Raw genomic sequence first — 16,501 nt, forward strand, 5'->3', positions numbered from 1 at the left:
GAGCCCTGGGCGGCTAGACCTCGCCGAAGCCCGACTCGACCAGGTCGGCGAGCCGCCCCACGGCCTCCTCCGCCTCGGCACCGGTGGCCGAGATCGCGACCTCGTCACCGCGGTCGAGCCCGAGCGACATCACGCCGAGCAGGCTCGTCGCGTCCTTGCCGTTCACGTCGATCCGCGCGTCGAAGCGGGTGGCGAGGGTGACGAAGTCGGCCGCCGGCCGGGCGTGCAGCCCGTTCGGGTTGATCAGCCGCACCGTCCGCCGCACGCTCGCCGACTCGGCGGGGGCCGCGGGCGACTCGGCGAGCAGCGCGCCCCGCGCCGACTCCGCCGCCGCGAGCACGTCCGCCAGCGCGGCACCGGTGCCCGCCGCCACGGCCGCCGCCACGGCACCCTCCACGAGCGGCGCGTCCGCGATCCGGACCCGCTCCCGCGCCTCGTCGTCCAGGAACTCCACCGCGGTCTCCGCGGTCATGATCGCCGAGCCGAGGTCGCAGAGCACCACGGCGCCCTCGCCGGAGTCGGCCTCGGCCAGCGCCGCGGTGATCCGCTCGAAGCTCGTCCCGATCCCGCCGTCGTCCGTGCCGCCCGCGGCGATCAGCGCGACGTCGGGCGCCATCTGCGCCGCCAGCTCCACAAGTCCCTCGGCCAGTCGCGCGCTGTGCGAGACGAGGACGAGCCCGACGCTCACGCCGCCGCCTCGGCCGCGGCGCGCAGCAGCAGGACGCTCGACACGCTGCCCGGATCGCGGTGCCCGACGGCCCGCTCGCCCAGGTAGCTCGCCCGGCCCTTCCGTGCGACGAGCGGGTCGGTCGACTCCGCTCCGCCCTGTGCCGCGTCCGCTGCCGCGGCGAGCACGGCGGCCGCCGAGGAGCCGTCGGCCGAGGCGGCCTGCGCGGCCTCGACCGCCGGCGTCCACGCGTCCACCATCGTCTTGTCGCCGACCTCGGCCTTGCCGCGCAGCACGATCCCGTCGCGCGCCGCCGCGAGCAGGGCCGCGACCGCGGCACCGTCGAGCGACTCCTGCCCGGTGACCGCGCCGGACGCCTTGAGGAACGCGGTGCCGAACAGCGGCCCGGAGGCTCCGCCCACCGTCGAGATCAGCGTGGTCGCCACCAGCTTGAGCACCTCGGCCGGAGTCGCGAGCTCGGCAGCCGCGTCGAGCTTCGCGACCACGGCCTGGAAGCCGCGGTCCATGTTCTCGCCGTGGTCGCCGTCGCCGATCGCGCGGTCGAGTGTGATCAGCTCCACCCGGTGCTCCGAGACCGCCTGCGCCGCGGCCCGGATCCACGCCACAGCCCATGCCGCGTCGAGCCCCAGTGCTCCCTGTCCGTCCTGCATCGATCCGTCCTCTTTCCTGTGTCGCCTCTGCGACCGTCGTGTCGTCGTGCGGTCGTGTCGTCGTGCGGTCGTGTCGTCGTGTGCGCGCCGCTGTCCGGGCCGGGCGCCCGCCCTCTGCTCGGGGCCGCTCAGCGTCCCCAGCGCAGCGCCGCGGTCTGCACCGGTGCGTCCCAGAGCTCCGTCAGCGCGTCGTCCAGCTTCAGCAGCGTGATCGAGACCCCCTGCATCTCCAGCGAGGTGACGTAGCTGCCGACCAGGCTCCGCCGCACCGTCACGCCCTTCTCGGCCAGCACCTCCGCGGCACGCCGGTAGACGAGGTAGAGCTCGACCTGCGGGGTGCCGCCCAGTCCGTTGACGAAGAGGAGGACGTCGTCGCCGGAGGAGAAGGGCAGGTCCTCGAGGATCGGCGCGAGCAGGCGGTCGACGATCCGGTCGGCCGGCTCGAGCGGGATCCGCTCGCGGCCGGGCTCGCCGTGGATGCCGATGCCGATCTCGATCTCGTCCTCGGCCAGCTCGAAGCTCGGCTCCCCCGCGTGCGGCACCGTGCAGGGCCGCAGCGCGACGCCCATCGAGCGGACGTTCGCGACGACCGTCTCGGCGATCGCCGCCACCTCGTCCAGCGAGTCGCCGCGCTCGGCCGCCGCTCCGGCGATCTTCTCCACCATCACCGTCCCGGCCACGCCGCGACGCCCCGCCGTGTAGAGGGAGTCCTTGACGGCCACGTCGTCGTCGACGATCACCGAGCGGACCTCCACGTCGTCGGCGAGGGCCAGGTCGGCCGCCGTCTCGAAGTTGAGCACGTCGCCGGTGTAGTTCTTCACGACGTGCAGGACGCCCGCACCGCCGTCGACCGCCTTCGTGGCGGCGACGATCGGATCGGGAGTGGGGGAGGTGAACACCGGCCCGGGCACCGCGGCATCGAGCATGCCGACGCCGACGAAGCCGGCGTGCAGGGGCTCGTGCCCGCTGCCGCCGCCGCTGATGATGCCGACCTTCCCCTGCCGAGGAGCGTCGACACGCACCACGAACAGCGGATCGGGCTCGACCCGCACCAGGTCGGCGTGCGCGAGGCCGAATCCGGCCACGGACTCCGCGACGACGTTCTTCGGGTCGTTGATGAGCTTCTTCATCGAGGTCTCCTCCAGGGCGCTCCGCTCCGTCGCGGACAGCGGCTCCACGTTACGCCCGCCGTCCCGGCTCGCGCAGGCCCCGCCGCGCGGCTCAGGCGCCGCGCCGGGTCTCCTCGACCCACTGGTCCAGCTTCGCCGTCGCGGCACCCGAGTCGACCGCCTGCGCGGCGCGGTCGAGCGCCGAGCGGAGGCGGTCGAGGATCGCCGTCCGGATCAGCCCCGGGTCGCGCGCCAGATCGAACGCGATCAGTCCCGCCGCCGCGTTCAGCAGCACGATGTCCCGCACCGGCCCCTCCTCGCCGGCCAGGACCGAGCGCACCACCTGCGCGTTGTAGGCGGCGTCGCGCCCGCGGAGCTGGTCGATGCTCGCGCGGCGCAGGCCGAGGTCGCGCGGGTCGAGGTCGTGCTCGACGACCGAGCCGCGCGAGACCTCCCAGATGTGGCTGTGCCCGGTGGTGGTCAGCTCGTCGAGACCGTCGTCGCCGCGGAAGACGAGCGCGGTCGCACCGCGGGTCTGGAACACCCCGACGAAGAGCGGGACCCGGTCCAGGTGCGCGACCCCGACGGCGGACGCCTCCGGCCGCGCCGGGTTGCAGAGCGGCCCGAGGAAGTTGAAGACGGTCGGCACGCCCAGCTCGGCCCGCACGGGCCCGGCGTGGCGGAACCCCGGGTGGAACATCGCGGCGAAGACGAAGGCGATGCCCGTCCGGCGGAACACCTCGGCCACCCGGTCGGCGGAGAGCGTCAGATCGACGCCGAGCGCCGCGAGCACGTCGGAGGAGCCCGATGAAGAGGACGCCGCGCGGTTCCCGTGCTTGATGACCGGCGTTCCCGCGGCCGCCGCGATGATCGACGCGGTGGAGGAGATGTTGACCGTGCCGAAGCGGTCCCCGCCGGTCCCGACGATGTCGAGGGCCATCGGATCCACGTCCAGCGGCACCGCATGCTCGAGGATCGCGTCGCGGAAGCCGACGATCTCGTCGACCGTCTCGCCCTTGGCGCGCAGCGCGATCAGCAGGCCCGCGAGCTGCGCCGGCGTGGCCTCGCCCTGCATCACCCGCTCCATGGCCCAGGTCGCCTCCGACACCGAGAGATCGGAGGAGTCGAGGAGTGAGCCGAGAATGAGCGGCCAGGACAGGGTTTCCGACATGGCTCTCAGATTATGCGACTACGAAGGCCCCACGGGAAGTGCGAGTTCCCCCCCTTGCGATCGTCCATAATGGTCTGTGTGACGAGCACCTCTCTCTCCCCCACGGCCACCGTGCCCGCAGTGAACCGACCCAACCCGGTCGCGGTCGGAACGATCGTCTGGCTGGGCAGCGAGGTCATGTTCTTCGCGGGCCTGTTCGCGATCTACTTCACCCTCCGCAGCACCTCACCGGAGCTGTGGTCGGCCGAGACCAGCATCCTGAACGTCCCCTACGCGAGCGTCAACACGGTGATCCTGGTCGCCTCGTCGTTCACCTGCCAGTTCGGCGTCTTCGCCGCCGAGCGCCTGCAGCCCCGGTCCACCGGGCTCAGCCCGTTCAAGTGGGGCATGGTCGAGTGGTTCTTCCTCACCTACGCCCTCGGAGCAGTCTTCGTCTGCGGCCAGGTCCTCGAGTACGCGACCCTCGTCTCGGAGGGCGTCACCCTCTCGAGCAACGCCTACGGCTCCGCGTTCTACCTCACGACCGGCTTCCACGCCCTGCACGTGACCGGCGGGCTCATCGCCTTCCTGCTCGTCATCGGCCGCGCCTTCGCCGTCAAGAACTTCGGCCACAAGGAGGCGACCAGCGCGATCGTCGTGTCCTACTACTGGCACTTCGTCGACGTCGTCTGGGTCGGCCTCTTCGTCGTCATCTACTTCCTGAAGTGAGGCCAGCCGCCTCCATGCCCCACCACACTCCCGAACCCCGCAGGAAGGTTGCCTCGATGGCCTCCCCGAAGACGAAGAGCCGCGCCAAGAAGGGTCGCCGTCACCCCCTGGCCACGCTGGCCCTGATCGCGATCGGCCTCGGCCTCACCGGCGGCACCTACGCGGCCGTCGGCGTCGCGACCTCCGCCTCCGCGGAGACCTCGGCCACCAGCCAGCAGACGATCGACGAGGGCTCGAAGCTCTTCGCCGCCAACTGCGCCACCTGCCACGGCCTCGACGCCGCGGGCACCGACAACGCTCCGTCGCTGATCGGCGTCGGCGCCGCCTCGGTCGACTTCCAGGTCGGCACCGGCCGCATGCCGATGCAGATGCACGGCCCGCAGGCCCTCGAGAAGCCGGTGCAGTTCACCGACGACCAGGTCGCCGAGCTGGCGGCCTACGTCGCCTCGCTGGCGCCCGGCCCCGCCATCCCCAGCGGCGAGGTCCTCGACGCCCAGGGCGACTCGGCCAACGGCGCCGAGCTCTTCCGGATCAACTGCGCGATGTGCCACAACGTGGCCGGCGCCGGCGGCGCCCTGACCGAGGGCAAGTTCGCTCCCCCGCTGGGCGGCGTCACCGAGGCGCACATCTACGAGGCGATGGTCACCGGCCCGCAGAACATGCCGGTCTTCAACGACCTCAACATCTCGCCGGAAGACAAGCGCGACATCATCTCCTACCTCAAGTACATCGAGGCCAACCCCTCCCCGGGCGGGTTCGCCCTGGGCTCCCTCGGCCCCGTCGCCGAAGGCCTCTTCCTCTGGATCTTCGGACTCGGTTCCATCGTCGCCCTGACGGTGTGGATCACCGCACGATCCAACTAGCAGACACCGGCGCCCTGGCGGGCGCTCGACCCCCACGACGCCGAGCGGCGTCGACACGGCGTGAAAAGGAGAACCATGGCAGAGCACGATGAGGGTGGCACCGACCTCGCCACCTCGTCGGCCACCGGGCACGGGAGTGCTCCGGCCGGCACCGCGGTCGTGACGCGGGACCGCGTCCAGGACCCGGGCCTCCCGCCGCACCGCCCCCGGATGACCGACCTCGACCCCAAGGTCGCGAAGCGGGCCGAGCGCACGGTCTACACGCTCTTCTACCTCTCCTTCGCGGGCTCGATCTTCGCGGTGGCCGCCTACATGGCGTTCCCGATCACGGAGAACATCGAGTCGGTCCGCTTGAACACGCTGTTCATCGGCCTGGGCATGTCGCTGGCACTCCTGGGCATCGGCATCGCCGCCGTCCACTGGGGCAAGCAGCTGATGTCCGACCACGAGGGCATCGACATCCGCCACCCCGTCCGCAGCGCGGAGGACACCCGTGCCCGCGCGCTCGAGATCTTCGACCAGTCCGACAAGGAGTCCGGCTTCGGCCGGCGCTCGCTGATCCGCAACAGCCTCATCGGCTCGCTGATCGTCTTCCCCCTGCCCGCCGTGATCCTGTTCCGAGGCCTCGGACCGCAGGACCAGAACCCCGTCGCCCTCCTCAAGACCACGATGTGGCGCGAGGGCACGCGGCTCACCCTGGACCCCTCCGGAGCGCCGATCCTCGCATCGGACGTCACGCTGGGCTCCGCCTTCCACGTCATCCCCGAGGGACTCGACGAGGTCGAGGGCAAGCTGGAGGAGAAGGCCAAGGCCGCCGTCCTCCTGATGCGCCTGAAGCCCGAGGACCTGACCGTCAGCGAGGGTCGCGAGACCTGGAACTACGACGGCATCGTCGCCTACTCCAAGATCTGCACGCACGTCGGCTGCCCCGTGGCGCTGTACGAGCAGCAGACCCACCACCTCCTGTGCCCGTGCCACCAGTCGCAGTTCGACATCAAGCGCGAGGCCGAGGTCATCTTCGGTCCTGCGAAGCGCCCGCTTCCGCAGCTCCCCATCACCATCGACGCCGACGGATACCTGGTCGCCCGCAGCGACTTCACGGAGCCGGTCGGACCATCCTTCTGGGAGCGATGACACACATGTCCACCACCACACCTTCCCGCCCCGCGGCGTCGCCCGCGGAGCCCGGCGACGGCGTCATCCTCGGCAGCGGCAAGCTGCAGAAGGGCTACGTCGGGGCCGCGTCGAACTACATCGACGAGCGCACGAGCATCTCGGCGGTCGTCAAGGAGTTCGGCCGCAAGATCTTCCCGGACCACTGGTCGTTCCTCCTCGGCGAGGTCGCGCTCTACAGCTTCGTGATCATCCTGCTGTCGGGCACCTTCCTCACCTTCTTCTTCCAGGCCTCCATGGTCGAGACGCACTACGAGGGCAGCTACCTGCCGCTCAAGGGCATCGAGATGTCCGCGGCGATGGCCTCGTCGCTCGACATCTCGTTCGACATCCGCGGCGGCCTGCTGATGCGCCAGATCCACCACTGGGCGGCCCTGCTGTTCGTGGCCTCGATCGGCCTGCACATGCTCCGCATCTTCTTCACCGGCGCGTTCCGCAAGCCCCGCGAGATCAACTGGGTCATCGGCTTCGTCCTCTTCATCCTGGCGATGGCCGAGGGCTTCACCGGCTACTCCCTCCCGGACGACCTGCTCTCGGGCAACGGCCTCCGCATCATCGACGGCATGGTCAAGGGCATCCCGATCGTCGGCACCTGGGTCTCGTTCCTCCTCTTCGGCGGCGAGTTCCCCGGCACCGACATCGTCGGCCGCCTGTACACCCTGCACATCCTGCTGCTGCCGGCGCTGGTGCTCGCGTTCATCGCCCTGCACCTCGTGTTCGTGGTCGTCCACAAGCACACCCAGTTCCCGGGTGCGGGCAAGACCGAGCAGAACGTCGTCGGCTACCCGGTGCTCCCGGTCTACGCCGCCAAGGCCGGTGGATTCTTCTTCATCGTCTTCGGTGTCGTCGTCCTCATCGCCTCGCTGTTCACGATCAACCCGATCTGGAACTACGGCCCGTACGACCCCTCCCCCGTCTCCGCCGGCACCCAGCCCGACTGGTACATCGGCTTCGCCGACGGTGCCCTGCGTCTGGTCCCGCCGGGACTCGAGTGGGCGATCCCGGGCCTCGGCACGATCTCGTTCAACATCCTCCTGCCGCTCTCCGTGGTCGGGCTGTTCATCGTCGTCGTCCTGCTCTACCCGTTCCTCGAGGCCTGGATCACCGGTGACAAGCGCGAGCACCACCTGCTCGACCGCCCGCGCAACGCCGCGACCCGCACCGCGATCGGTGCCGCCGGAGTCACGTTCTACGCCGTCCTCTGGGCTGCGGCGTCCTCCGACATCATCGCGACGCACTTCCACCTCACGATGGAGGGCGTCATCCACGCCCTGCAGTTCCTCCTCTTCGCCGGTCCGGTCATCGCGTACTTCGTCACGAAGCGCATCTGCCTCGCCCTGCAGAAGAAGGACCGCGAGATCGCCCTGCACGGCTTCGAGTCCGGCCGCATCGTCCGCCTCCCCGGCGGCGAGTTCATCGAGGTGCACCAGCAGCTCGACGCGTACGAGCGCTGGAAGCTGGTCGGCCAGGAGGAGTACGAGCCCCTCATGATCCGCCCGGACTCCCGTGGTCGCATCACCGCCCCGGAGCGCGTGCGCGCCGGCCTCTCCCGCTGGTTCTTCGAGGACCGGATCACCCCCGTCACCCAGAAGGAGCTCGAGAGCTCGCACAGCGAGCACTGACTCCCTCTCCCGAAGGGCCCGGACGCACAGCGTCCGGGCCCTTCGTCGTCCCCTGGTCGACCATCCCGCACAGAGCGCACCACTGACCGAGCGGCACCCCCGCACAGCAGAGCCCGCCCTTCATGCTGATCGAGCAGCCCGCCCAGCGGGCGTATCGAGATCCACCACCGTCAGAACGCGACTCTGCAGACCCGCCCTCCTGAGGACCCCTGGTCTCGATACGCCCCTGCGGGGCTACTCGACCAGCATGGAAAGCACGGCCGCCCTCATGCTGATCGAGTAGCCCGCACAGCGGGCGTATCGAGGTCCACCACCGTCAGAACGCGACTCTGCAGACCGTCCTGCTGAGGACCCCTGGTCTCGATACGCCCCTACGGGGCTACTCGACCAGCACGGACAGCACCGCCGCCCTCATGCTGATCGAGTAGCCCGCACAGCGGGCGTATCGAGATCCACCACCGTCAGAACACGACTCTGCAGACCCGCCCTGCTGAGGACCCCTGGTCTCGATACGCCCCTACGGAACTGTTCGACCATCATGTCTGCGGGTGTCTCTTCCAAGGAGATCCACCCACCTCAGAACACGCAGTGTGCCGACCCGTACTGCGGAGCGAGCCGTGGAGTCGATAGTGCTGATCGAGTAGCCCGCGAAGCGGGCGTATCGAGCGGAGGGGGCGCCTCCGGCGCCAGTGCAAGCGGGGAAGAGAACGACGTCCTTGGGGTGCGCGGGTCTCGATACGCCCCTGCGGGGCTACTCGACCAGCATGTCTGCGGGCGTCTCTTCCAAGTAGATCCACCCACGTCAGAGCGAGAGTCTGCAGACCCGCCCTGTTGAGGAAGCCGGGTCTCGATACGCCGCTGCGGGGCTACTCGACCAGCATGAAGGGTGCTCCGCCCTTCGAGACTCTCCGGAACGGACGCAGGCAGTCGGCTGAGGCCCGTGACGGGTCCGTTCGCGGCCCAGCGATAGCACGAGTGGACTCGGGGCGGCCTCAGGGGGCCCTTCAGAGCCCGTTTCACGCCCGTTCGCGGTGTCGGGACGCCCGAGGCAGACCACAGACGCCCGCACCCGCCCCGCGGGCGCCCTCGCCCCGCGCGAAAGGGCCGGGTGCCGGAGGTCGAAACCTCCTGCACCCGGCCCTCGGAGCCGTGCAGCCCGCCTAGCGGGCGAAGTACCCGCGGTAGTACTCGTACACCCAGCCGGCGATGGCGACCAGGAAGAGGCCGACCGCGATGTAGGTGATCCAGAAGCCGACCGCGAGGCCGAGGAAGGCCAGCGCGGCGGAGCCGCCGAGGATCAGCGGCCACCAGCTCCACGGGCTGAAGAAGCCCAGCTCGGGGTCTCCGTCGTCGATGTCGGCGTCGAGGCGGTCCTCGGGCAGCTCGGCGCCCTGGGCCTTGTGCACCCGGCCGACGTAGAAGGCGATGAAGCCGCCCAGCACCGACGAGAGCGCGATGCCCACGGTACCGACCCACTCGACCTGGCCGGTGTCGATCAGCGACCAGAGGATGTAGGTGACGTCAGCGAGGAGGAAGAACCCGGCGAGCAGCCAGAACAGATTGACGTTGGCGCGCATGGCCCTACTTCACCGTGCCTTCGGACTTGTCGTACGTGGGGGCGTCCGGAGCGTCCTTCGCCGGGCCGATGCCGACGGGGATGCCGGCCTCGGGGTGGTTGAGGTCGAAGGCCGGAGCCTCGCTGCGGATGCGCGGGATGGAGGTGAAGTTGTGCCGGGGCGGCGGGCAGGAGGTCGCCCACTCGAGCGAGCGCGAGAAGCCCCACGGGTCGTTCACGGTGACCTTCGGCGCCTTGCGGGCCGTGATGTACACGTTGAGGAAGAACGGGATGAGCGAGACCGCGAGGATCATCGCGCCGATCGTCGACAGCTGGTTCATCCAGGTGAAGCCGTCCTCGGGCAGGTAGCTCGCGTAGCGGCGGGGCATGCCCACGACTCCGAGCCAGTGCTGGATGAGGAAGGTGGTGTGGAAGCCGATGAACAGCAGCCAGAAGTGCCACTTGCCCAGGGTCTCGTTCAGCATCTTGCCGGTCCACTTGGGCCACCAGAAGTAGAAGCCCGAGAACATCGCGAACACGACGGTGCCGAACACCACGTAGTGGAAGTGCGCGACGACGAAGTACGAGTCGGACACGTGGAAGTCCAGCGGCGGCGAGGCGAGGATGACGCCGGTGAGGCCACCGAAGGTGAAGGTGATCAGGAAGCCGATCGCCCAGATCATCGGGGTCTCGAACGTCACCGATCCGCGCCACATGGTGCCGATCCAGTTGAAGATCTTCACGCCGGTCGGGACCGCGATGAGCATCGTCATCAGCGAGAAGAACGGCAGCAGGACCGAGCCGGTGACGTACATGTGGTGCGCCCACACGGTCACGGACAGGGCGGCGATCGCGATGGTCGCGTAGATCAGCGTCTTGTAGCCGAAGATCGGCTTGCGGCTGAAGACCGGGAAGACCTCGGAGACGATGCCGAAGAACGGCAGCGCGATGATGTACACCTCGGGGTGGCCGAAGAACCAGAACAGGTGCTGCCAGAGCAGCACGCCGCCGTTGGCCGCGTCGTAGATGTGCGCATCGAACACGCGGTCGGCACCGAGGGCGAACATCGCCGCCGCGAGGACCGGGAAGGCCAGCAGCACGAGGATCGACGTCACCAGGATGTTCCAGGTGAAGATCGGCATGCGGAACATCGTCATGCCGGGGGCGCGCATCGTGATGATCGTGGTGATGAAGTTCACCGCACCGAGGATCGTGCCGAAGCCGGACAGTGCCAGGCCGAAGACCCAGAGATTGCCGCCGAGCCCTGGCGAGAACGTCGTGCTCGAGAGTGGCGCGTAGGCGAACCAGCCGAAGGACGCGGCGCCCTGCGGGGTGATGAAGCCGGCGACCGCGATCAGCGAGCCGAAGCTGTAGAGCCAGTACGCGAACGCGTTGAGTCGCGGGAACGCGACGTCCGGGGCGCCGATCTGCAGCGGCATGAGGACGTTGGCGAAGCCCGCGAAGAGCGGCGTCGCGAACATCAGCAGCATGATCGTGCCGTGCATGGTGAAGAGCTGGTTGTACTGCTCGCGGGTCTCGACCACGGCGAGGCCGGGCTCGAAGAGCTGGGCGCGGATGACCAGGGCCATCACGCCCGCGATGCAGAAGTAGATGAACGAGGTGATCAGGTACATGTACCCGATGACCTTGTGATCGGTGGACGTCATCCAGCGAACGAGGACGTTCGCCTTGCGCTCGACCGGCGGTGTGCCGAATGAGCGGGACGGGGCGGGTGCTGTGGCGGTGCTCATGCTCCCTCTACTCCTCGTTCTCGGTGCGGGCCGGCGCGCCGGTGCCGGGCAGGTTGCTGTTGCGGTCGTACTCGGCGCCGAGCTGGCCGGTCTGGCCCGCGTCGCGCAGCGACTGGATGTAGTCGTCGTACTCGCCCTGCGAGACGACCTTCACGTTGAAGAGCATCGCGGAGTGGTACTCGCCGCAGAGCTCGGCGCACTTGCCGGCGTAGGTCCCCTCCTTGAGCGGCGTGACGTACATGTAGTTCGTCTTGCCGGGGATCATGTCCTTCTTGTAGAGGAAGTCGACGACCCAGAAGGAGTGGATGACGTCGCGGGCGTCGAGCTGGATCTTGATCTTCTGGTTCACCGGCAGGTAGAGCGTCGGGACCTCGGACTCGACCAGCGAGCCGGCGCCGTCGGCGCTGTCCTCGTACTGGCCCTGGATGCCCGCGGAGTAGACGTCCTCGTCGACGTAGTTGAAGTCCCACGCCCACTGCTTGCCGTAGACCTGGATGGTCTCGTCCGGGTCGTCGTAGGCCTGCTCGATGGCGGCCTGGTCGCGCGCGGTGAAGGCGAAGAAGCCGATCACGAGGATCAGCGGCACGATCGTGTAGAAGATCTCGATCGGCATGTTGTAGCGCAGCTGCACGGGGAGGCCGGTCTGGCCCTTCCGGCGGCGGTAGACGACGACCGCCCAGATCGTCAGGCCCCAGGTGATGACACCCACGGCGAGCAGGACGATCCAGGAGGTGACCCAGAGTCCGATGACCCGGTCGACGTGGTTCGTCGTGCCGGGTTCAGTGGGGAGCCAGCCCTGCAGCTGCTCCTGCGTGCAGCCCGCGAGGACGAGGGCGAGAGCTCCTGCGACGGGTACTGCGACCCATCGGCGGAGACGGCGATTGAAGCGCACCGGTGACCTTTCGGAAGACTGGGGACCAGTTCACACGAAACTGTATTAGACCGGCCCTAGCCTACCCGCCGTCGTCGGCAGGGAGTGCACCGGCACCCGCTCTTGACCTCTCGCCGAAGTGGTGCTGCAACGGCGAACGGCGCCCGGCCGCCCGCCGGAGCGGGGAGTCGGGCGCCGTTCGAGCGGGCCGTGCGGCGTGTCGCCGCTGGTGATCAGTGGAAGCTGTCGCCGCAGGCGCAGCTGCCGCCGGCGTTGGGGTTGTCGATGGTGAAGCCCTGCTTCTGGATGGTGTCCTCGAAGTCGATCGAGGCGCCGTCGAGGTAGGGGACGCTCATCTTGTCGACGACGAGGCCGACGCCCTCGAACTCGACCGCGGCGTCACCGTCGAGCGTGCGCTCGTCGAAGTAGAGCTGGTAGATCAGGCCGGAGCAGCCGCCGGGCTGGACGGCCACGCGCAGGCGCAGGTCGTCGCGGCCCTCCTGCTCGAGGAGGCTCTTCACCTTCGCGGCGGCGACGGGGGTCATCGAGACGCCGTGCGCCGCGGTGGTGGTGCTGGCGGTCAGTGTCGTGTCGGACATGTCACTCCTCGGTGGGATCGGTCGGAACGGAGCCGAGCGGGAACAGAGCCGGCGGGATCGGACGGCGTGCTGCCGACGATTCTACGGTGGCAACCCGGGCGCGGGCCGGGCTATTCCGAATCGCTCAGGCCCGGTGCTCGGCGGCGCGCAGCAGGAACAGCGCCTCCGTCTGCGCCGCGCGCTGGAAGACGCCGAGGTGGAGGGACTCGTTCGGGCTGTGCGCGCGCGAGTCCGGGTCCTCGACACCGGTGACCAGGATCTGCGCGTCCGGGAACTCGCGCACGAGGTCGGCGATGAAGGGGATGCTGCCGCCGACGCTGGTCTCCAGCGGCGCGCGGCCCCAGGCGTCGGCCATCGCCTGCTCGACCAGGCCGACGGCCCAGCCCGAGGTGTCGACCAGGAAGGGCTCCCCCGTGTCGACGTCGGCGATCTCGAGGTGGGCGCCGAACGGAGCGTGCGCCCGCAGGTGCCGCTCGAGGGCGGTGAAGCCCTCCTGCGCCTCCTGGCCGGGAGCGATGCGGGCGCTGATCTTGACCCGCACGGACGGGCTGAGGGTGTTGGAGGCGTCCACCACGCTGGGCGCGTCGATGCCGGTGACCGTGATCGACGGCTTCGACCAGATCCGGGAGAGGAGGGGACCGGAGCCGATCGGCGAGACCCCGTCGAGGAGGCCGGAGTCGCGGCGCAGGTCCTCCTCGGTGGTCTCCGGAACCACACCGTCGTGCTCGGTGAGCCCGGCGACCGCGACCGAGCCGTCCTCGTTCCAGAGCGTGTCGAGGAGGCGGATCGTCGCGAGCATCGCGTCGGGCACCGCGCCGCCGAGCATGCCGGAGTGCGAGGCGTGGTCGAGGGTGCGGACGGTGAGGGTCAGCGTGACGTTGCCGCGCAGGCCCACGGTGAGCGAGGGGGTGTCGATGTCCCAGTTGTCGCTGTCGGCGACCACGATCACGTCGGCCCGCAGCGCGTCGTGGTGCTCGCGGAGGAAGGTCGGGAACGAGCGCGAGCCGAACTCCTCCTCGCCCTCGATGAAGAGCACGAGGCCGAGGTCGTGGTCGTCGCCCGCCACCCGGCGCAGGGCACGGACCGCGGCGAGGTGCGAGACCACGCCCGCCTTGTCGTCCGCGGCACCGCGGCCGTAGAGACGGTCGCCGCGCACGGTCGGCTCGAACGGCGGCGTCTCCCACGCCTCCTCCGCCCCCTGCGGCTGGACGTCGTGGTGGGCGTAGAGCAGGACGGTGGGTGCGCCGTTGCGGGCGGCCCGCGTCGCGAGGACGGCGGGCTGACCGAGGAGGTCGGAGTCGCCGATGGTGGAGCTGCGGATCGAGACCTCGTCGAAGGCACCCGTCTCCCGGGCGAGCTCGGCGATCGCCTCGGCGCTGGCGGCGACGCGGGTGGCGTCGAAGCCGTCCCAGGAGACGGAGGGGATCCGGACGAGCCGGCCGAGCTCGCCGAGCGAGCGGGGCAGGTCGTCGCGCACGGCGGCGAGCACCTCCTCCTCGGCGGCGGACAGGGTGGAGGACGGAGTCGGAGCGTCGTGAGCCATGGAGGTAATCTTAAGAGACCCTCGATTCCAAGGACGTTCCCCTGTGGCCAAGCACCCGATCGCACCCGACACCCCCGACGACGCCGACGTGACGGCCATCGGGAAGGGCCGGCCGACCCCGACGCGCCGCGAGCAGGAGCTCGCCCGCAAGCGTCCGCTGGTCGTGACCGACCGCAAGCAGGCCGCGCGGGACGCCCGCTCGAAGACCGCGGAGCTGCGCGAGCAGGCCCGCGTCGGCATGGCCGCCGGCGACCAGCGCTACCTGCCGGTGCGCGACAAGGGCCCGCAGCGCAAGTACGTCCGCGACTACGTCGACGCGCGCTTCAGCTTCGGCGAGTTCCTCATCCCGGTGATGGTCGTCGTGCTGCTGATCAGCTTCTTCCCGCAGCCCGAGCTCGCCTCGCTCACCCTGATCATCCTGTGGGCGTTCTTCCTGCTCGCCGTCCTCGACTGCATCCTGCTGGGCCGCCGCCTGAAGAAGAAGCTCGCCGAGCGCTTCGGCGGCGCCGACAAGGTCGAGAAGGGCATCCCGTGGTACGCCGCGATGCGCGCCCTGCAGCTGCGCGTGATGCGCCTGCCCAAGCCTCAGGTCAAGCGCGGAGCGTTCCCGGCCTGACCCGGCGGCACGAACCGGGCCGGCAGAGGCCGGACCGGTCCCGGCGGTGTCGGACTACGCGGCGCGCAGCCTGGCGAGCCCGCGGTTGATCTGACGGCCCCAGAGCGGGCCGCGGAAGACGAACGCCGAGTAGCCCTGCACCAGCGTCGCGCCGGCGTCGAGCCGCTCCTGCACGTCCTCCGCGGTGTCCACTCCCCCGACGGAGATCACGCAGAACTCCGCGGGGACGACACCGCGGATGACCCGCAGCACCTCGAGCGCGCGCGCGGCGAGCGGAGCGCCGGAGAGCCCGCCCGCTCCCGCGCGCTCGACGACGGCGCGGTCGGTGCGCAGTCCCTCGCGGGACAGGGTGGTGTTCGTGGCGATGACACCGGCGAGGCCGAGGCGCACCGCGAGCTCGGCGACGCGGACGACCTCCTCGTCCGAGAGGTCCGGCGCGATCTTGACGAGCAGCGGAGTCGTGTCCGCCGCCTCGGCGACCGCGGCGAGCAGCGGCTCGAGCTTGTCGATCTCCTGCAGGCCGCGCAGGCCCGGGGTGTTCGGCGAGCTGACGTTGACGACCAGGTAGTCGGCGAGCGGCGCGAGCATCCGGGCGCTGACCAGGTAGTCCTCGACCGCGTCGTCGACGTCGACCACCCGGCTCTTGCCGATGTTGACGCCGATCACGGGGCGGCCCCGGGCACTGCGCAGGCGGGCGAGGCGACCGGCCGCCGCACGGGCGCCGTGGTTGTTGAAGCCCATCCGGTTGATCAGCGCGCGGTCGGCGATCAGCCGGAAGAGCCGCGGGCGGTCGTTGCCGGGCTGGGCGCGGGCGGTCAGCGTGCCCACCTCGACGTGGCCGAAGCCGAGCGCGCCGAGACCGAGCACGGCGGTCGCGTCCTTGTCGAAGCCGGCCGCCACGCCGAACGGCGTCCGGAAGCGCAGGCCGAGCGCCTCGACCGAGAGGTCGGCGCGCGGCACGGTGAGCCGGCGGACGAGCGGGGCGACGGGGCCGAGCGCCTGGATCACCGGGAAGGCGAGGTGGTGCGCCCGCTCGGGATCGAGGCGCGTGAGCACGGTGGAGAACAGCAGCGGGTACACGGCGGCCCTCACAGCTCGTCGGCGGTGTGCAGGGCGGCGGGGCGCTCGGCGCGCAGCAGGGCGATCGCCGACTCGAAGTCGTCGAGGGAGTCGAACGCCTGGTAGACGCTCGCGAAGCGCAGGTAGGCGACCTCGTCCAGCTCGCGGAGGGGGACGAGGATGGCGAGGCCGATGTCGTTCGCGTCGATCTGCGAGGCGCCGGTGGAGCGGAGGTTCTCCTCGACCCGCTGGGCGAGCACGGCGAGGTCGGTGTCGGTCACCGGGCGGCCCTGGCAGGCCTTCCGGACGCCGCTGACGATCTTCTCGCGGCTGAACGGCTCCACGACTCCGCTGCGCTTGATCACGACGAGGCTCGCGGTCTCGGTGGTGGAGAAGCGGCGGCCGCAGGACGGGCACTGGCGGCGGCGGCGGATGGAGAGGCCGTCGTCGCTGGTGCGCGAGTCGATCACGCGGGAGTCGGGGTGCCGGCAGAAGGGGCAGAACATCTCGGGTGCCTCTCGAG

Annotated in this window: 16 protein-coding genes; 5 read left to right on the top strand and 11 right to left on the bottom strand. The window is 70.2% G+C overall.

Annotation, left to right across the window (positions count from 1 at the left end):
• Positions 1-13: 13 nt before the first annotated feature.
• The 4 genes from dhaM to trpD form a co-directional block, all read right to left on the bottom strand.
• Positions 14-688: a dihydroxyacetone kinase phosphoryl donor subunit DhaM gene (gene dhaM / locus MT351_RS14650; protein WP_123733009.1), complete on the bottom strand. Its 675-nt coding sequence runs from the start codon at positions 686-688 to the stop codon at positions 14-16.
• Complete coding sequence (gene dhaL, locus MT351_RS14655) at positions 685-1,338, bottom strand: dihydroxyacetone kinase subunit DhaL (RefSeq protein ID WP_185019968.1); 654 nt, start codon at positions 1,336-1,338, stop codon at positions 685-687. Before dhaL ends, dhaM begins: the two co-directional genes overlap by 4 nt.
• A gap of 128 nt (positions 1,339-1,466) precedes the next feature.
• Positions 1,467-2,468: a dihydroxyacetone kinase subunit DhaK gene (gene dhaK, locus MT351_RS14660; protein WP_243582536.1), complete on the bottom strand. Its 1,002-nt coding sequence runs from the start codon at positions 2,466-2,468 to the stop codon at positions 1,467-1,469.
• Positions 2,469-2,559: 91 nt separating this feature from the next.
• The gene (gene trpD / locus MT351_RS14665) at positions 2,560-3,618 is read right to left on the bottom strand and encodes an anthranilate phosphoribosyltransferase (RefSeq protein ID WP_123735877.1); all 1,059 of its coding nucleotides are present in this window, start codon (positions 3,616-3,618) and stop codon (positions 2,560-2,562) included.
• Between the two features lie 69 nt (positions 3,619-3,687).
• Between trpD and MT351_RS14670 the strand changes: the two genes are divergently transcribed.
• From MT351_RS14670 to MT351_RS14685, 4 genes are all read left to right on the top strand, one after another.
• A complete protein-coding gene (locus MT351_RS14670; protein ID WP_123446158.1) occupies positions 3,688-4,326 on the top strand; it encodes a heme-copper oxidase subunit III in 639 nt (212 codons plus the stop codon).
• 56 nt (positions 4,327-4,382) lie between these two features.
• On the top strand, positions 4,383-5,189 hold the full coding sequence (locus tag MT351_RS14675; RefSeq protein ID WP_123735878.1) for a c-type cytochrome: 807 nt from the start codon (positions 4,383-4,385) through the stop codon (positions 5,187-5,189).
• A 75-nt stretch (positions 5,190-5,264) separates the two neighbouring features.
• The gene (locus tag MT351_RS14680) at positions 5,265-6,323 is read left to right on the top strand and encodes a ubiquinol-cytochrome c reductase iron-sulfur subunit (protein WP_243582537.1); all 1,059 of its coding nucleotides are present in this window, start codon (positions 5,265-5,267) and stop codon (positions 6,321-6,323) included.
• 5 nt (positions 6,324-6,328) lie between these two features.
• Positions 6,329-7,984 (top strand): ubiquinol-cytochrome c reductase cytochrome b subunit, encoded by a 1,656-nt coding sequence (locus tag MT351_RS14685; protein WP_132436337.1) that lies wholly within the window; start codon positions 6,329-6,331, stop codon positions 7,982-7,984.
• 1,160 nt (positions 7,985-9,144) lie between these two features.
• Here MT351_RS14685 and MT351_RS14690 read toward each other — a convergent pair.
• The 5 genes from MT351_RS14690 to MT351_RS14710 all read right to left on the bottom strand — a co-directional run bounded on the left by MT351_RS14690 (position 9,145) and on the right by MT351_RS14710 (position 14,303).
• A complete protein-coding gene (locus MT351_RS14690; RefSeq protein ID WP_123446154.1) occupies positions 9,145-9,561 on the bottom strand; it encodes a cytochrome c oxidase subunit 4 in 417 nt (138 codons plus the stop codon).
• Between the two features lie 4 nt (positions 9,562-9,565).
• Positions 9,566-11,290, bottom strand: a complete 1,725-nt coding sequence (gene ctaD, locus MT351_RS14695; protein WP_123446153.1) for a cytochrome c oxidase subunit I — start codon at positions 11,288-11,290, stop codon at positions 9,566-9,568.
• Between the two features lie 7 nt (positions 11,291-11,297).
• Positions 11,298-12,182, bottom strand: coding sequence for a cytochrome c oxidase subunit II (gene coxB, locus MT351_RS14700; RefSeq protein WP_123446152.1), 885 nt, complete (start codon positions 12,180-12,182; stop codon positions 11,298-11,300).
• Between the two features lie 212 nt (positions 12,183-12,394).
• Complete coding sequence (erpA, locus tag MT351_RS14705) at positions 12,395-12,760, bottom strand: iron-sulfur cluster insertion protein ErpA (RefSeq protein WP_123446151.1); 366 nt, start codon at positions 12,758-12,760, stop codon at positions 12,395-12,397.
• 124 nt (positions 12,761-12,884) lie between these two features.
• Positions 12,885-14,303 (bottom strand): dipeptidase, encoded by a 1,419-nt coding sequence (locus MT351_RS14710; protein ID WP_243582538.1) that lies wholly within the window; start codon positions 14,301-14,303, stop codon positions 12,885-12,887.
• A gap of 43 nt (positions 14,304-14,346) precedes the next feature.
• Here MT351_RS14710 and MT351_RS14715 point away from each other — a divergent pair, with 43 nt between their 5' ends.
• The gene (locus MT351_RS14715) at positions 14,347-14,919 is read left to right on the top strand and encodes a DUF3043 domain-containing protein (RefSeq protein ID WP_243582539.1); all 573 of its coding nucleotides are present in this window, start codon (positions 14,347-14,349) and stop codon (positions 14,917-14,919) included.
• A 54-nt stretch (positions 14,920-14,973) separates the two neighbouring features.
• Here MT351_RS14715 and MT351_RS14720 read toward each other — a convergent pair whose 3' ends face one another.
• Both MT351_RS14720 and nrdR read right to left on the bottom strand, forming a co-directional pair.
• The gene (locus MT351_RS14720) at positions 14,974-15,999 is read right to left on the bottom strand and encodes a quinone-dependent dihydroorotate dehydrogenase (protein ID WP_243582554.1); all 1,026 of its coding nucleotides are present in this window, start codon (positions 15,997-15,999) and stop codon (positions 14,974-14,976) included.
• Between the two features lie 8 nt (positions 16,000-16,007).
• A complete protein-coding gene (gene nrdR / locus MT351_RS14725; protein ID WP_123446147.1) occupies positions 16,008-16,484 on the bottom strand; it encodes a transcriptional regulator NrdR in 477 nt (158 codons plus the stop codon).
• Positions 16,485-16,501 lie beyond the last annotated feature (17 nt).

The organism is Rathayibacter sp. VKM Ac-2926, from assembly GCF_022815565.1.
Classification (GTDB): Bacteria; Actinomycetota; Actinomycetes; order Actinomycetales; family Microbacteriaceae; genus Rathayibacter; species Rathayibacter festucae.

Bases quoted from the DNA above. Each gene is read 5' to 3' on its own strand.
- MT351_RS14680 (WP_243582537.1), top strand. From the start codon at position 5,265: ATGGCAGAGCACGATGAGGGTGGCACCGACCTCGCCACCTCGTCGGCC.
- trpD (WP_123735877.1), bottom strand. From the start codon at position 3,618: ATGTCGGAAACCCTGTCCTGGCCGCTCATTCTCGGCTCACTCCTCGAC.
- MT351_RS14685 (WP_132436337.1), top strand. From the start codon at position 6,329: ATGTCCACCACCACACCTTCCCGCCCCGCGGCGTCGCCCGCGGAGCCC.
- nrdR (WP_123446147.1), bottom strand. From the start codon at position 16,484: ATGTTCTGCCCCTTCTGCCGGCACCCCGACTCCCGCGTGATCGACTCG.
- erpA (WP_123446151.1), bottom strand. From the start codon at position 12,760: ATGTCCGACACGACACTGACCGCCAGCACCACCACCGCGGCGCACGGC.
- MT351_RS14675 (WP_123735878.1), top strand. From the start codon at position 4,383: ATGGCCTCCCCGAAGACGAAGAGCCGCGCCAAGAAGGGTCGCCGTCAC.
- MT351_RS14670 (WP_123446158.1), top strand. From the start codon at position 3,688: ATGGTCTGTGTGACGAGCACCTCTCTCTCCCCCACGGCCACCGTGCCC.
- MT351_RS14690 (WP_123446154.1), bottom strand. From the start codon at position 9,561: ATGCGCGCCAACGTCAATCTGTTCTGGCTGCTCGCCGGGTTCTTCCTC.
- dhaL (WP_185019968.1), bottom strand. From the start codon at position 1,338: ATGCAGGACGGACAGGGAGCACTGGGGCTCGACGCGGCATGGGCTGTG.
- MT351_RS14710 (WP_243582538.1), bottom strand. From the start codon at position 14,303: ATGGCTCACGACGCTCCGACTCCGTCCTCCACCCTGTCCGCCGCCGAG.
- ctaD (WP_123446153.1), bottom strand. From the start codon at position 11,290: ATGAGCACCGCCACAGCACCCGCCCCGTCCCGCTCATTCGGCACACCG.
- dhaK (WP_243582536.1), bottom strand. From the start codon at position 2,468: ATGAAGAAGCTCATCAACGACCCGAAGAACGTCGTCGCGGAGTCCGTG.